Origin of the sequence: Pandoraea pnomenusa (genome assembly GCF_040391475.1) — a bacterium.
GTDB classification, from domain to species: domain Bacteria; phylum Pseudomonadota; class Gammaproteobacteria; order Burkholderiales; family Burkholderiaceae; genus Pandoraea; species Pandoraea pnomenusa_C.
In genome coordinates, this window is sequence record NZ_JBEBXS010000001.1 from 431,679 (window position 1) to 447,048 (window position 15,370).

14 protein-coding genes are annotated in these 15,370 nt (G+C 64.7%); 4 read left to right on the top strand and 10 right to left on the bottom strand.

Translation table 11 applies throughout. The annotated features are described in order from the left end of the window. The first annotated feature begins 28 nt into the window (after positions 1 to 28). Both ABWO90_RS01780 and serB read left to right on the top strand, forming a co-directional pair. Complete coding sequence (locus ABWO90_RS01780) at positions 29 to 1,054, top strand: GlxA family transcriptional regulator (protein WP_353189470.1); 1,026 nt, start codon at positions 29 to 31, stop codon at positions 1,052 to 1,054. A 197-nt stretch (positions 1,055 to 1,251) separates the two neighbouring features. Continuing rightward, positions 1,252 to 2,154: a phosphoserine phosphatase SerB gene (gene serB, locus ABWO90_RS01785; protein WP_502922531.1), complete on the top strand. Its 903-nt coding sequence runs from the start codon at positions 1,252 to 1,254 to the stop codon at positions 2,152 to 2,154. A gap of 171 nt (positions 2,155 to 2,325) precedes the next feature. Here the strand turns inward: serB and ABWO90_RS01790 are convergent, their stop codons facing one another. The 8 genes from ABWO90_RS01790 to phaC form a co-directional block, all read right to left on the bottom strand. Beyond that, the gene (locus ABWO90_RS01790; RefSeq protein WP_353189471.1) at positions 2,326 to 3,543 is read right to left on the bottom strand and encodes a cystathionine beta-lyase; all 1,218 of its coding nucleotides are present in this window, start codon (positions 3,541 to 3,543) and stop codon (positions 2,326 to 2,328) included. A 53-nt stretch (positions 3,544 to 3,596) separates the two neighbouring features. Continuing rightward, positions 3,597 to 4,778: a beta-ketothiolase BktB gene (gene bktB, locus ABWO90_RS01795; protein ID WP_353189472.1), complete on the bottom strand. Its 1,182-nt coding sequence runs from the start codon at positions 4,776 to 4,778 to the stop codon at positions 3,597 to 3,599. Between the two features lie 68 nt (positions 4,779 to 4,846). Further along, positions 4,847 to 5,806, bottom strand: coding sequence for a sugar kinase (locus ABWO90_RS01800; protein ID WP_353189473.1), 960 nt, complete (start codon positions 5,804 to 5,806; stop codon positions 4,847 to 4,849). After that, positions 5,806 to 7,173 (bottom strand): 30S ribosomal protein S12 methylthiotransferase RimO, encoded by a 1,368-nt coding sequence (gene rimO / locus ABWO90_RS01805; RefSeq protein ID WP_353189474.1) that lies wholly within the window; start codon positions 7,171 to 7,173, stop codon positions 5,806 to 5,808. The genes ABWO90_RS01800 and rimO overlap by 1 nt, the downstream gene beginning before the upstream one ends. A 185-nt stretch (positions 7,174 to 7,358) precedes the next feature. After that, positions 7,359 to 7,949 (bottom strand): polyhydroxyalkanoate synthesis repressor PhaR, encoded by a 591-nt coding sequence (phaR, locus tag ABWO90_RS01810; RefSeq protein WP_353189475.1) that lies wholly within the window; start codon positions 7,947 to 7,949, stop codon positions 7,359 to 7,361. A gap of 162 nt (positions 7,950 to 8,111) precedes the next feature. Next, positions 8,112 to 8,852 carry a 3-ketoacyl-ACP reductase gene (locus tag ABWO90_RS01815; RefSeq protein WP_353189476.1) on the bottom strand — a complete coding sequence of 247 codons (741 nt, stop codon included), beginning with the start codon at positions 8,850 to 8,852 and terminating at the stop codon, positions 8,112 to 8,114. Positions 8,853 to 9,041: 189 nt separating this feature from the next. Then, on the bottom strand, positions 9,042 to 10,223 hold the full coding sequence (locus ABWO90_RS01820; protein WP_353189477.1) for an acetyl-CoA C-acetyltransferase: 1,182 nt from the start codon (positions 10,221 to 10,223) through the stop codon (positions 9,042 to 9,044). 44 nt (positions 10,224 to 10,267) lie between these two features. Continuing rightward, positions 10,268 to 12,115, bottom strand: coding sequence for a class I poly(R)-hydroxyalkanoic acid synthase (gene phaC, locus ABWO90_RS01825; RefSeq protein WP_353189478.1), 1,848 nt, complete (start codon positions 12,113 to 12,115; stop codon positions 10,268 to 10,270). Between the two features lie 195 nt (positions 12,116 to 12,310). On the opposite strand from phaC, the gene ABWO90_RS01830 reads away from it, so the two are divergent. Then, a complete protein-coding gene (locus ABWO90_RS01830; protein WP_353189479.1) occupies positions 12,311 to 12,550 on the top strand; it encodes a hypothetical protein in 240 nt (79 codons plus the stop codon). Here the strand turns inward: ABWO90_RS01830 and pgeF are convergent. Together pgeF and ABWO90_RS01840 are read right to left on the bottom strand one after the other, a co-directional pair. Next, positions 12,543 to 13,373, bottom strand: a complete 831-nt coding sequence (gene pgeF / locus ABWO90_RS01835) for a peptidoglycan editing factor PgeF (RefSeq protein WP_353189480.1) — start codon at positions 13,371 to 13,373, stop codon at positions 12,543 to 12,545. The genes ABWO90_RS01830 and pgeF overlap by 8 nt on opposite strands. After that, positions 13,354 to 14,514, bottom strand: a complete 1,161-nt coding sequence (locus ABWO90_RS01840; protein WP_502922523.1) for an RluA family pseudouridine synthase — start codon at positions 14,512 to 14,514, stop codon at positions 13,354 to 13,356. The genes pgeF and ABWO90_RS01840 overlap by 20 nt, the downstream gene beginning before the upstream one ends. Before the next feature lie 21 nt (positions 14,515 to 14,535). Between ABWO90_RS01840 and ABWO90_RS01845 the strand changes: the two genes are divergently transcribed. After that, the gene (locus ABWO90_RS01845) at positions 14,536 to 15,360 is read left to right on the top strand and encodes an outer membrane protein assembly factor BamD (RefSeq protein ID WP_353189482.1); all 825 of its coding nucleotides are present in this window, start codon (positions 14,536 to 14,538) and stop codon (positions 15,358 to 15,360) included. Positions 15,361 to 15,370: the final 10 nt, after the last annotated feature.

Here is a 15,370-nt window from a genome sequence, read left to right on the forward strand (position 1 = left end):
CCCGACTTCGCCTCGATTGCCCCCTGCGATGCCACGAATTCAACCCGTCTACCTGCTGGTAATGCCGGACTCGCTGCTGCTCGATGTGGCCGCCCCTGCCGAGGCCCTGCGCATCGCCAACCACCAACAGGAAGATGTGCGTTTCGTGTTGCGTTACGTCGGCACGCAACGCTCGGTCGCGACCTCCATCGGCCTGCGCGTATCGCCGCTGGACGTCCTGCCGGACACCCTTCCCGACGACGCATGGCTGGTCGTTGCGGGGACGGTTGCCAAGCCGCTGCCGGTGCAAGCGTCTGACGAAGCGCCGGACGCCGACACGACACTTTCGGCAGAGACGGTCCCGGCCGACGCCGAATCCCGTGCGATCGCATGGCTTCGCAGCGTCGTGCGCCCCTCTCATCAATTGGCATGCATCTGCACCGGTGCGCTGCTCGCCGCCCGCGCCGGCCTCCTCGACGCACGCGCCTGTACTACACATCACGGTAGTTGCGACGCGTTGCGTGCGTTGGCGCCGAACGCCCGTGTGACGGACAACCGGCTCTACGTACGCGACGGCAATGTCTGGACAAGCGCCGGTGTCACGACCGGGCTCGATCTGATGCTCACGTTGATTGCCGACGCCACCGGCCCGCTGTGCGCCGCCGCCGTGGCGCGTCAGATGGTGGTCTACGCCCGTCGCGCGGGCGCCGACCCGCAGCTCTCTCCGTGGCTCGAAGGTCGCAATCATTTGCATCCCGCGCTGCACCGCGTGCAGGACGCCATTGCGTCCGACCCCGCGCACGACTGGACGCTGGCGTCGATGGCGGAAATCGCATGCGCCAGCGAGCGACACGTCACGCGCCTGTTCCGCGAATACGCCGGGGTCGCGCCTATCGACTACCTGCACCGCCTGCGCATTGCGCTCGCACGCGAGATGCTGGGCAACAGTCAGCTCGATCTGGAACGCATCGCCGAGCGCACCGGCTTCGGTTCGAGCCGCCATCTGCGACGTGTCTGGCACAAGTTCGACGCCTTGCCGCCCAGTCATGCACGGCGCGCGGTCCACGACAGTTAACGCCCTGCGAACGGTCGCGACTTCCGATTCCTCGGCCGTCCCGGCGTCGGTTCGGTCCGCCGGTGTGCATGGCTTTGCACGGTGCCCCCGCCGCGCTCTCGCAACCCTGTAAAATGCTGCTTTTCCCGCGAATGGCGCACGCCGGACGCCCCGCATCGCCCGATCTACCTGAGCAGTTGCTTACACACACCGTCCAGATGGCCCACGACCTCGTTCTCTTGGCACCCGCCGCTTCCCCGTCTCTCGAATCGGCATCCACGCAACCGGACGCCGCTGCGTTTTCGCCCGTCCTCCAGATGGCGCTCAAGACCCTGGCCCCCGAAGCGCGAGTCGAATTCGCCGCCGGTGCGGCGCGTGTGCGCGATGTCACCGACACGCCCGCGCTACGCGCCGGAATGCAGGCGCTCGTGCAGGCACATGGTGTCGATGCCGTGCTTGTCGACAGCGCGCGCCGCCTCAAGGATTTCAAGCTCGTTGCGATGGACATGGACTCGACGCTCATCACCATCGAGTGCATCGACGAGATCGCGGATTACTGCGGACTCAAAGCGGAAGTGTCGGCGATTACCGAAGCGGCCATGCGCGGCGAGATCAAGGACTTCAACGAAAGCCTCACGCGTCGCGTGGCCCTGCTCAAGGGGCTCGATGCCTCGTCGCTGGAAAAGGTGTACGAGGAGCGTCTGCAACTCTCCCCCGGTGCCGAGAAGATGCTGCGCGGCGTTCAGGCGCTCGGCATCCGCACGTTGCTCGTCTCCGGCGGCTTCACGTTCTTTACCGAACGCCTCAAGGCACGGTTGAATCTGGATGTCACGCGGGCGAACACGCTGGAGATCGTCGACGGCAAGCTCACCGGTCGCGTACTCGGGGAAATCGTGAATGCCGAGGTCAAGGCACGCACGGTGGCCGAAACTGCCGCGCAGTTCGGCGCCACGCCGGATCAGGCCATCGTCATGGGCGACGGCTCGAACGATCTGCAGATGATGGCGATTGCGGGCCTGTCCGTGGCCTTCCGTGCCAAGCCGGTAGTCCGCGAGAAGGCCTCCGTCGCGTTCAACTACGCCGGGCTGGACGGGTTGTTGTCGCTGTTCCGGAACGAGTGACGCGTCGCCAGACGGTCAACAGGCGGTGACGGGAACCGCGCGGCAGCAAGGTTCCCGCAGCGTCTCTGCGACGCCAGGGGCGCCATTCATGTCGATTGCAGGGGCTGTTGTGAGGGAAGCCGACGGCTTGCCGGCTTCGCTCACCGCCCCTGTCCGTCGCAGGCCGCAAGCTCAGGCGCCGAGGTGCGCCTTCAGACTCGTCTCGATGTCCGCCTGCAGGTCTCTCACATCTTCCAGACCCACGTAGAAGCGCACGAGCGCCCCCTTGTGCGGCCACGGCGTGGCCGTGCGCATGGCCGGTACCCGATACGGTACCGCGAGACTGTGGGCGCCGCCCCAGCTGAACCCGATCTTGAACAGGCGAAGCCCTTCGATGAAGGCATCGATCTGCGCTTGCGAATAGCGCTCGTCGAACACGACCGAGAACAACCCGCCCGCGCCGGTGAAGTCGCGCCGGAAATGCTGGTAGCCAGGGCAATCCTCGAACGCCGGATGCAACACCGCGACGATTTCCGGGCGCGTACCCAGCCATGTCGCCAGTGTCATCGCCGAGCGGTCGTGCGCCTCGAATCGCAACTGCATGCTCGGCAGACTGCGCAGCACCAGGCTGCAATCGTCGGCCGACACGCCCACGCCCATGCGCATGCGCGCCTGTTTGAGGCGGTGATGCAGGTCGTCGTCGACGGTGACCACGGAACCCATCAGCACGTCACTGCCGCCCGACTGGTACTTGGTCAACGCCTGCACCGAGATATCGACACCATGATCGAACGGGCGGAACGCCAGTCCTGCAGCGTAGGTGTTGTCGATGGCACTCACCACGCCACGCTCGCGCGCCACGCGCGCAATCGCAGGGACGTCCTGCACTTCCATCGTCACCGAGCCCGGCGCCTCGAGCCAGATCAGCTTCGTGTTGGGCTGGATCAGTGCGCCGATGCCGTCACCGATCATCGGATCGTAATAGCGCACGGTAATGCCGAACGATTCGGCAAGCCAGTCGCCGTGCTCGCGATTCGGGCCATAGGCGTTGTCCGGCACGAGCACGTCGTCGCCGCTTTTGATCAGGCCGAAGTACACATTGGAGATGGCCGCCAGACCCGACGGGAACAGCAAGCAGTGCTTGCCACCTTCGAGCGCCGCCAGACGTCGCATCAACTCCATCGAGGTGGGCGTGGCATGCAGACCGTAGCGCCACTGGCTGTCGTTCTTCCAGTCCAGCGCGCGCATGGCTGCGAGATCGGGGAAGATGACCGTGGATGCGCGCGCCACCGGCACCGGCATCGCGGCGAAGCCGGCGGGTACCTGTGTGTCGGTGTGCAGAATGTTGGTTTGCCAGTGCCAGCCGTTGGCTTCCGGCGTATCGAGGGGCTTGCGGTTGTCTTGCGTCATCACGGCTCCGGAAAGACTCGGGCCGGCAAGAACGCCGGCCCCCGGGGAGTAACTTACACGCGCTCGAACACCGCGGCAATGCCCTGACCGCCGCCGATGCACATCGTCACCAGCGCGTACCGTCCGCCGACGCGCTGCAACTCATGCAACGCCTTGACCGTAATCAGCGCGCCCGTGGCACCGATCGGATGACCGAGCGAGATCCCCGAGCCGTTGGGGTTGACCTTGGCCGGGTCGAAACCGAGATCGCGCGTCACGGCGCAGGCCTGTGCCGCGAAGGCTTCGTTCGCTTCGACGACGTCGATATCGCCAACCGTCAGACCGGCGCGCTCGAGCGCCTTGCGCGAGGCCGGCACGGGGCCGATGCCCATGTAGTTCGGATCGACACCGGCGTGCGCATAGCTCACCAGACGCGCAAGCGGCTTCGCGCCGCGGCGCTCGGCTTCAGCGCGCTCCATCAGGATCAGTGCGGCAGCGGCGTCGTTCAGGCCGGACGCATTACCGGCGGTCACAGTGCCGTCCTTCTCGAACACGGGGCGCAGCTTCGCCATGTCGTCCATGGTGACGTCCGCGCGCACGTGCTCGTCGGTCGTGAAAGCGACTTCGCCCTTCTTCGTCTTGATGGCGATGGGCACGATCTGGTCGGCGAAGTAGCCGGCAGCCATCGCACGCGCCGCACGCTGGTGCGATTCGACCGCCAGACGGTCCTGATCTTCGCGCGTGATGTTCCACTTCTTCGCGATGTTCTCTGCCGTCACCCCCATGTGGATGTTGGCGAACGGATCGTGCAGCGCACCGAGCATCATGTCGACGAGACGCGACTCGCCCATGCGCGTGCCCCAGCGGGCGCCGGGCATGACATACGGGGCGCGGCTCATGCTCTCGGCACCGCCCGCCATCGCCACGTCGGTATCACCGAGCAGGATCGACTGCGCGGCAGACACCACGGCCTGCAGGCCGGAGCCGCACAGGCGGTTCACGGTCATGGCAGGTGCGTGCTGGCTCACGCCGGCCTCGATGGAGGCAACGCGAGCGAGGTACATGTCCTTGGGTTCGGTATGGATGACGTTGCCGAATACCACGTGGCCTACGTCTTCGCCGCTCACTTGCGCGCGCGACATCGCCTCGCGGGCGACGATCGCGCCGAGCTGCGTCGGCGCGAAATCTTTCAGGCTGCCGCCAAAATCACCGATTGCGGTACGAACCCCGCTGACGATCACGACCTCTCGTTGCATGTCTCTTCTCCAGGTGGATATTGATTTGCAACGAGTATAGCGCCCCAGGGGTTACCGCGATGGCAGGCTCATTGGAAGGAAGCTTCGGTGGCCAGTTGTGCGAGCACCTGCTCCGCGCGCGGCACGGGCGCGACGGCACCGTAGCCCGTCGTCGACAGCGCTGCACAGACGTTGGCGTAGCGGGCTGCCGCGAACGGATCGTCACCCAGCGCCAGACGCGCCACGAAGGCACCGCCGAAGCAGTCACCGGCACCGGTGGCGTCGACCGCCTGCACCGGGTACGGCGCCACGATACGGCGCTCGTTCGGCGTCGCCACATAGCAGCCTTCACGGCCAAGCTTGAGCGCCACGACCTTCACACCGTGGGAGAGAATGTCGTCGAGGATGGCGTCGCGATCTTCGAGGCCGGTCACGGCGGTCACGTCGTCCCAGCTCGGCAGGCAGACGTCGGTCAGGCCGAACGCTTCACGCATGGTGGCGCGCGCGCGTGAAAGCGGCCACAGCTTCAAGCGCAGATTGGTGTCGAACGACACCTTGCCACCGGCGGCACGAATCTTCGACATGGCGTCGAAGGCGGCGTCGCAAGCGTTCACGCTGATGGCCAGGCTGATGCCGGACAAGTGCAGGAATGCGGCCCCTGCCAGCGCGTCGAGCGGCAGTTGCTGCGCACGGTAGCGGCTGGCGGCCGACCCGGCGCGCAGGTAATCGAAATGGTGACCTTGCGCGTCATGCGACACGAAATAGACGCCGGTCGGCGCCTGCGTGTCCACATCCACGTAGCGCGTGTCGACATCCTCGTCGCGCCACAGGTCTAGCAACATGCGGCCGAAGGCATCGTCACCGACGGCGCTTACGAATCCTGTCGTCACGCCCTGACGGCGTGCCGCAATGACGAAGTTCGACGTGTCGCCACCGAAGCCTTGCAGGTACTGACGGGCGTCGTTCGGCGACTGGTTGAACTCGACCATGGCTTCGCCCATCGCCAGCACTTGCGGCAAGGGCGCGATCTTCGCATTCGGTTGCGTCATCAGACGACCTCGCCCCACAGATCGTGACCGTCGGCGCCGGTCACCGTCACGTTCACGAACTCGCCGACCTTCAGGCGCTTCGCCGCCTTCGGCGTGGGCTCGATGTACACGAGACCGTCGATTTCCGGCGCATCGGCGGCCGAGCGGGCCACGCCGCCGTCCTGATTGATTTCGTCGACGATCACCTGGATGGTCGTGCCGACCTTGCGTTGCTGGCGTTCCGCCGAGATTTCCTCTGCCACTTCCATGAAGCGCGCACGACGCTCCTCACGCACTTCGTCGGGCAGTGCCCCCGGCAGTTCGTTGGCCTTCGCACCGTCGACCGGCGAGTAGGCGAAACAGCCCACGCGGTCGAGTTCGGCTTCGCGCAGGAAGTCCAGCAGGTATTCGAATTCGGCTTCCGTCTCGCCCGGGAAGCCAGCGATGAAGGTGCTGCGGATCGTCAGATCCGGGCACATCTTGCGCCATGCCTGAATGCGCTCGAGATTCCTCTCGCCCGACGCCGGGCGCTTCATGCGCTTGAGCACGTCGGGGTGCGCGTGCTGCAGGGGCACGTCGAGATACGGGAGGATGTGGCCCTCGGCCATCAGGGGAATGATTTCGTCGACGTGCGGGTACGGATAGACGTAGTGCAGACGCACCCACGCGCCGTACTGCCTGGCCAACTCGCCCAGCGCCGTGACCAGTTCGGTCATGCGGGTCTTGAGCGGGCGGCCCGCCCAGAAACCGGTACGGTACTTGACGTCGACACCGTAGGCGCTGGTGTCCTGCGAGATAACCAGCAGCTCCTTCACACCGGCCTTGAACAGGTTCTCGGCTTCGAGCATGACTTCCGCGACCGGACGCGAGTCGAGATCGCCGCGCATCGACGGAATGATGCAGAACGTGCAGCGATGGTTACAGCCTTCGGAAATCTTCAGATACGCGTAGTGGCGCGGCGTGAGCTTGATGCCGGCAGCCGGGACGAGATCGGTGAACGGGTCGTGCGGCTTGGGAAGGTGCGTGTGCACGGCGCTCATGACTTCGCCCACGGCGTGCGGGCCGGTCACGGCGAGCACCTTCGGGTGCACGGCGCTCACGATGTCCTGACCGGCGGCGTCCTTCTTGGCGCCCAGACAGCCGGTGACGATCACCTTGCCGTTTTCGGCCAGCGCTTCACCAATGGCGTCGAGGCTTTCCTGGACGGCGTCGTCGATGAAACCGCAGGTGTTGACCACGACGAGGTCGGCACCGTCATAGGTACCGGCGATGTCATAACCTTCGGCACGCAATTGCGTCAGGATCTGCTCGGAGTCGACCAAAGCCTTGGGGCAGCCGAGCGAAACGAAGCCGACCTTGGGGGTGCCGGCGGGCGATGGGCGGGACATGGGGCGAAATCCTGATGTAGTAAATACGCGTAACGACTGCGCAGAGCCGCGTATTTTACCTTGTTCGCCTGCGGTCCGTTCCAACTATCGTCGAGGACCGCTTCCCGAGCCCACCCGGGCCCCATTGCACGCCGCGACGGGCGCCACAGGCAGCCCGCCTGTGTCCCATCGCAACGTCATTCAGCTCAGGGTTTCTTGTTCGGGTCCTTGCCCGGCATACCGCCCGGGGCACCCGGCGCGCCCGGGAACGGGAACGTGCTGAACATGTTCTTTGCCTGGCTCTGCATCTGCTCCTGCATCTGCACGAACAGGTTCTTCGATTGCTCGATGTAGTTGGTCATCATGCCCTGCATCATCGGCGCCTGCATGTTCATGAATTGCGCCCAGACGTCAGGGTTGAAGGCAGCACCCTCGTAGATGCCCTTCGACTGATCGGCCAGCTTGTTCTGAATCTCGATGAACGTCTGGATATTCTTCTCGAGGTACGTGCCCATCATGCCCTGCAGCGCGTGGCCGTAGAAGCGGATGATCTGGGCGAGCATCGCGCTCGAGAACATCGGCACACCGCCGGTTTCCTCTTCCAGAATGATCTGCAGCAGGATGCTGCGGGTCAGGTCCTCGCCCGACTTGGCGTCGACAACCTTGAACTCCTCGGTCTCGAGCACCAGTTGCTTCACATCGGCAAGGGTGATGTACGTACTGGTCTGGGTATCGTACAGACGCCGGTTCGGATACTTTTTGATCAGGCGCTCGTCAGTCTTCTTGCTCGCGGTCATGCGCTGGGTTTCCTGCTTTTATGAAGGACTTCCCCGACCGGCGGTCGGGGTTAGTCACATATTATCGATTCTAGGGCGTTTGCTGCTATGCGGCAAAGCCCTAACCCGCGACCGGGGCGTGCGCCTGAACCTGGCCCGTACCTGCGCGCACCCCGTGACCGCTTAGCCCATGTGCAAGCCGCCGTTCAGCGAGAAGTCGGCGCCGGTGGAGAAACCGGAGTCTTCCGACGCCAGCCACGCCACGATGGAACCGATCTCGCCCGGCTCGCCCAGACGCTTGACCGGAATCGTCGCCACGATCTTGTCGAGCACGTCCTGACGGATCGAACGCACCATGTCCGTGCCGATGTAGCCCGGCGACACGGTGTTGACCGTCACGCCCTTGGTGGCGACTTCCTGCGCCAGCGCCATCGTGAAGCCGTGAATCCCCGCCTTGGCCGTCGAGTAGTTCGTCTGACCGAACTGCCCCTTCTGACCGTTGACCGACGAGATATTGATGATGCGACCCCAGCCGCGCTCGCACATGCCCTCGATCACCTGCTTGGTGACGTTGAACAGGCTCGTGAGGTTGGTGTCGATGACGGCATCCCAGTCTTCGCGCGTCATCTTGCGGAACACGATGTCGCGCGTGATGCCGGCGTTATTGACCAGCACATCGACTTCACCGACTTCGGCCTTGACCTTGTCGAACGCCGCCTTCGTCGATTCCCAGTCGCCGACGTTCCCTTCGGACGCGATGAAATCAAAACCCAACGCCTTCTGGTCTTCGAGCCACTTCACGCGACGCGGCGAGTTCGGACCGCAACCCGCCACAACCCTGAAGCCATCCTTGTACAGCCGCTGACAAATAGACGTACCGATACCGCCCATCCCGCCTGTCACATATGCAATGCGTTGAGTCATGGAACGCTTCCCCCAAAATTACGGCAAATCTGCCGCCTGTTGCGACTGCCAATTGACCGACGCCCAGGCCGCGCGTTCCCGCGCACGCCTTTCGTCTCCTGACTACCCGGCTTGACGCCCGCGCGTTGCACGCACGGGCGATGCCGATTCAGTTCTTTTCGGTGAACCGTCCCGCTTGCGCCGAGCGCGTCAGACGCGCTCGACCGCCAGTGCCACGCCCATGCCGCCACCGATACACAGCGACGCCAGACCGCGACGCGCATCGCGACGTGCCATTTCATGCAGCAGCGTCACGAGAATACGGCAGCCCGATGCGCCGATCGGGTGACCGATGGCAATCGCGCCGCCGTTCACGTTGATCTTCGAGGTGTCCCAGCCCATCTGCTGGTTCACGGCCAGCGCCTGCGCCGCGAAGGCTTCGTTGATCTCCATCAGGTCCAGATCGCTCGCCTTCCAGCCGGCACGCGACAGGCAGCGCTGCGATGCCGGCACCGGGCCGATGCCCATCACCTTCGGATCAACGCCTGCATTCGCGTAGGCCACGATGCGTGCGAGCGGCGTGAGGCCCAGTTGCTCGGCGCGCTTGGCCGTCATCACCACCACCGCCGCCGCGCCGTCGTTGATGCCCGACGCGTTGGCCGCCGTGACCGTGCCGTCCTTCGCAAACGCCGGCTTCAGGGTCGAGAGCGACTCGGCCGTCACGCCGTGACGCACGAATTCGTCGGTGTTGAACACCAGCGGATCGCCCTTGCGTTGCGGAATCGAGACCGGCACGATTTCGGCATCGAAACGGCCCGCCTTCTGCGCCGCTTCCGCCTTGTTCTGCGAAGCGGCAGCGAAAGCATCCTGCATTTCACGCGTGATGCCGTATTCCTTGGCGACGTTCTCTGCCGTGATGCCCATGTGGTACTGGTTGTACACGTCCCACAGGCCATCGACGATCATCGTGTCGATCAGCTTTGCGTCGCCCATGCGGAAGCCGTCGCGCGAGCCCGGCAGCACATGCGGCGCGGCGCTCATGTTTTCCTGGCCGCCGGCCACGACGATGTCGGCCTCACCGGCGGTAATCGCGTTGGCAGCGAGCATCACGGCCTTCAGGCCCGAGCCGCACACCTTGTTGATGGTCATCGCGGGCACCATCGCCGGCAGGCCCGCCTTGATCGACGCCTGACGTGCCACGTTCTGGCCCGAACCGGCCGTCAGCACCTGCCCCATGATGACTTCGCTCACGTCCTCGCCCTTGAGCTTGGCGCGCTTGAGGACTTCGTCGATCACGATGGCGCCCAGATCCGGCGCCGCCACCTTGGCCAGCGAGCCGCCAAACTTACCGACCGCAGTACGCGCGGCCGACACAATCACGATATCCGACATGTCTCATTCCTCGTTTTCAGATGACTCGAACCGGGGGGATGCCCTCAGGCCTTCGCCTTCACGTAGCGCCCGGGCGCCGGTTCGATAGGTGCATAAACAACATTACCATACGCTTTTGGCGCCTTGACGCGTTTTCCGGCGTAGCCCGCCAGCCATTCGCTCCAGTCGGTCCACCAACTGCCCGGATGCTCCGTCGCTCCGGTGAGCCAATCGCCGGCGTCGACACCCACGTCGTCGTTGCGCCAGTAGCTGCGCTTCTTCTTCACGGGCGGATTGACCACGCCCGCAATGTGCCCCGACGCGCCCAGCACGAAGCGGCGCTCGCCGCCGAGCAACGGCAACGACCGGAACGCCGATGTCCAGGGCACGATGTGATCCTCACGCGAACCGAACACATATGCCGGTGCATCGATGGCGCCCAGATCCACAGGCACGCCGCATGTCTGCACCACACCCGGCTGCTTCAGTTCGTTCTGCAAATAGAGATGGCGCAGATACCAGCAGAACATCGGCCCGGGCAGATTCGTGCCGTCGCCGTTCCAGTACAGCAGGTCGAACGGCTGCGGAGCATTGCCCTTCAGATAGCTGTCGACCACGTAATTCCACACGAGATCGTTGGGACGCAGGAACGAGAACGTATTCGCCAGCTCCACGCCGCGCATCAGCCCCGGCGGCTGACCTAGCTTGCCGCCGATCGTCTGCTCGCGGAACTGCACATGCGGCTCGTCGACGAAGACGTCGAGCACGCCAGTATCGGAAAAATCCAATAGCGTCGTGAGCAATGTCACACTCGCGACCGGCGACTTCGCGCCCTTCTGCCCCTTGGCTGCGTACACGGCAAGCGCAGCCGCGAGCAGCGTCCCGCCCACGCAAAAGCCGAGCGCGTTGATTTGCGGCTCACCGCTGATCTCGCGCACCACCTCGATGGCGGCAATCGGCCCCTCGCCCACGTAGTCGTCCCACGACTTGTGTGCGAGCGTTGCATCAGGGTTGCGCCACGACACCACGAACACCGTATTGCCTTGCTCGACCGCGTAGCGCACGAGCGAGTTTTCCGGTTGCAAATCGAGGATGTAGTACTTGTTGATGCACGGCGGCACGACCAGCAACGGCCGCTGATGCACGGTCGGCGTGAGCGGCTTGTACTGGATCAGTTGAATCAGGTCGTTCTCGAAGACGACGGCCCCTTCGGTCGTGGCGACGTTACGTCCCACTTCGAACGCCGCTTCATCGGTCTGCGAGACCTTCCCCTTGCCCATGTCGACGAGCATATGCTGCATGCCGGCGAGCAGGCTGTCGCCGTGCGTCTGCACGAGGCGCTGCTGGGCGTCGGGATTGGTGGCGATGAAGTTGGCCGGCGAACTCGCTGCCACCCATTGCTCGACGGCGAAACGAATGCGCTCGCGCGTCTTCGCGTCGGCATCGACCAGCTCGGCCATGCGCATCAGGAATCGGCCGTTGAGCAGATAGAGCGCTGCCGGCAATGCGTAGAAGGGATTGCGCCAGCCTTCGCCGGTGAATCGGCGATCGCCCAGCGCCGGGGCGTTATCCAGCCCCGGCTGGTTGAAACTGGCAACGAGTTCGGTGAATTCGCGGGCGTAGTCGGATTGCAGCGCGCTGATCTGCGCCGGATCGACATGCAGCGATGTCGGATGCGGCAGGCTGCCCGCCTTGAAAAGTTCGAAAAGTCCCGCGAACGGATTTGCGGCGCTGGCGGCCCCATTGGGGCCAGCGAACGATGGGCCCGCAGCCCCTGGCATCGCGCCGAACATTTGTTGGGCGGCCGTGAACCACTGCGACATGTCCTGAGCGGAGAGCGAAGCGGAAGGGAACTGCTGAGCGAACGAGGCGGCAAACGAGGCCGGATCGAAGTTGGCACTGGCGCGATTCATGATAGCCTGAGTGTCACGTCCGTTGCGTTCACGGGCCGGCGCCCGAAACGCGGCGGCGTGCTTCGCCACCTGTGCGATGCGCTCCGCCTGTGAAGCATTCTTGCGTGCGCGCGCAGGTGTGTCAATGGCTTGCGGCGTACGTCCTGAGCGCATTGTCGCGCTGCACCATCTTTTTTTGAATGCGCGTTTGCCCCGATGGTTATTGTCATTCTCGGCTGGCTTTATGTCATGGCGATGGTCGCCATCACCGCCCCGTCCGCCTGGCTGGGTGTCGTGATCTTTCTCGTTGGCGGCCTCGGCCCCGTCGCACTCTGGCTTTTCATCGCGGGAAGCCGCCTGCGGCGCGCACGTGCGCTGCGACCCGATGACGCACCGGCCAACCCTGTCGCACCGACCGCCGCGCCTGCGGCAAACGACCCGCGCGACGTTATGTAGTCCGCCAGACCAATGCCGCCATGCGTCCCGTCGTACGGTCGCGCCGATAGGAGTAGAACCGCGCCGGATCGCTGACGGTACACCACTGACCGCCCGAAACGCTCGTCACTCCCTCACGGGCAAGGCGCACTCGCGCGAGCGTACACAGATCGGCCAACGACTTTCCGGCGACAGGATCCCCATGCGCGACAAAGGCCGCCTGCGTGGCATCGCGCTCGTGCGGCGCGGCGGCATCCAGGAAGGCTTCGCGCACTTCCGGACCGACTTCGAACTTCTGCGGACCAATGCACGGGCCGAGCCAGGCAATGACCGCCGCATCGGCATCGTCTTGCGGCAAGCGCGCTCTCAACGCCTGTACGGCCTGTTCCAGCACGCCGGCGCACAACCCACGCCAGCCGGCGTGCGCCGCCGCCACCGCTCGCCCCTTCACGTCGCACAGCAGCACCGGCATGCAGTCCGCCACCATGACGGTGCTCGCCAGTCCGGGGACATTCGTCGCGCTGGCGTCCGCCTGCAACGGATCGCCCGCGCTCACGGCCTCGTAAGCGGCCTGTGCATCGACCACGCGCGGGCCGTGCACCTGCGCCACCCACGCCGACGGCACGCCCACACGCGCGGCCAGCAGTTCGCGGTTGGTACGCACGGCATCGGGATCGTCGTCCGCCTTGTAGCCGAGATTGAAGGTTGCTTGCGGCCCCTGACTCACGCCCCCCGCCCGCGTAGTGAAGATGGCACGAACGTTGGCGGGGGCAGGCCAGTCGGGAACGATCCAGTCCGCAGGCATCGCGGTCTGCGTGTCTTGCTCAGGCAGGGAAGAAGTCATCGAGCGTGTCGGGGAGCGTGGTGAAGTCGAATTCGAGCCCGAGCGCGCGCATGAGTTCGCGCATGTCGTCGGGCAACGGCGCCTGCCAGTGCATGGCGCGTCCGTCATCGGGATGAATCAATCCGAGCCGCCAGGCGTGCAGCGCCTGACGCGCGAACCCGCCCGGCAGCGCCGGACGCTTGTGACGCGGCTTGTACAGCGGATCGCCCAGCAGCGAGTGGCCGAGATGCGATAGATGGACGCGAATCTGGTGCGTGCGGCCCGTATCCAGCGAGCACAGCACCAGCGACACCGGTGAACCTTCCCATTCTGCGCTGGCAACGGTCACGACGCGCGTGCGCGCCGGCTTGCCGCCCTGCCCCTGCACGACCGCCATGCGGGTGCGCTCGCGCGGATCGCGGCCGATGGGCGCGTCGACGACCGTGCGTTGCGGTGGGCGCCCCCAAACCAGCGCAGCGTAATGGCGTTTCACCGTGCGCGCCTGCAATTGCCGGACCAGATCGGTCTGCGCAATCAGCGTTCGCGCGACGACCATCAGGCCCGACGTCTCCTTGTCGAGACGATGGACGATCCCGGCGCGCGGCAAATCGGCCGCAGCCTGGCCGTAGCGATGCAACAGCCCATTGAGCAAGGTACCGGACCAATTGCCTGCCGCCGGGTGAACGACCAACCCTGGCGGCTTGTTGAAGACGGCGAGCGTCGCATCTTCGTAGACAGCGTCGAGCGGCACCGGCTCGGGCGCAAAGGCAAGTTGCTCCGGGAGTGCCGCAGGCGTGATCACGACCGTCTCGCCGCCGGCCACCTTCTGGCGAACTTTGGCGGTTTCACCGTCGAGCGTCACCCGGCCGTCTTCGACCCAGGCCTGCAGGCGACTGCGGGAATATTCGGGAAAACATTGTGCGAGCGCCTTGTCGAGACGCTCGCCTGCGAGCGCGTCGGGAAGGGTAGCGCGCAGGGGGACGTCGTCGCCAGCCCCGCCCGGCAAGGGAGTCCCCTTGGAAATGGCGTCAGAAATGGCGCCGTCGGAGGCACTTGGGAAAGCCGCCGGAAGCGAGTCGAGGTCGTCGTCAGACGAATCCTCCGCAATTTCCGTGGCAAATGAGGCGGTTACGCTATAATCCGGCAGAATTGATCGGGTCATCGAGAAGTGAAGCCAACGAGCATGCAAGCCCTGAAACTTGTCAAACATCTGATGCTGGCCGCAGTCGTGGTCGGCGGCGTGGCCGCCTGCGGCATTCTGCCGGAGAAAGTCGACGAAACGGCCAGCTGGTCGACGAACAAATTATACTCGGAAGCCAAGGATAGCTTCGATAGCGGCGACTATACGAAGGCCGCCAAATACTACGAGTTGCTGGAAGGGCGCGATCCGTTCGGTCCGCATGCCCAACAGGCACAGATCAACACGGCTTACGCCTATTACAAGGACAACGAGCCGGCTCAGGCGCTTACCGCCGTCGAGCGCTTCATCCGGTTGCATCCGGACAGCCCGTCGATCGACTACGCCTATTACCTCAAGGGCCTGATCAACTTCAACGACGATCTGGGCCTGTTCGGCCGCTTCTCGGGACAAGATCTTAGCGAGCGCGATCCGAAGGCACTGCGCGCGGCCTATGACAGCTTCAAGTACCTGGTCGAGCACTATCCGAACAGCAAGTACGCGAACGACGCTGCCCTGCGCATGCGTTACGCCGTCAACGCGATGGCGGCCCATGAGGTCCACGCTGCCGAGTACTACTATCGCCGAGGCGCTTACCTCGCGGCCGTGAACCGCGCACAGACCGCCCTGCAGGACTATGACAAGGCCCCGGCGCTCGAAGACGCGCTCGGCATCATGATCAAGTCGTACGACAAGCTTGGCATGACCGAACTGCGTGACGACGCCCGACGCGTGATGGAACAGACCTATCCGAACAGCGGTTACCTGACGGTCGGTCACCGCATCGACACCGGTACCGACAAGAAGTCCTGGTGGCAGATCTGGCGTTGAGCCGGCTGCA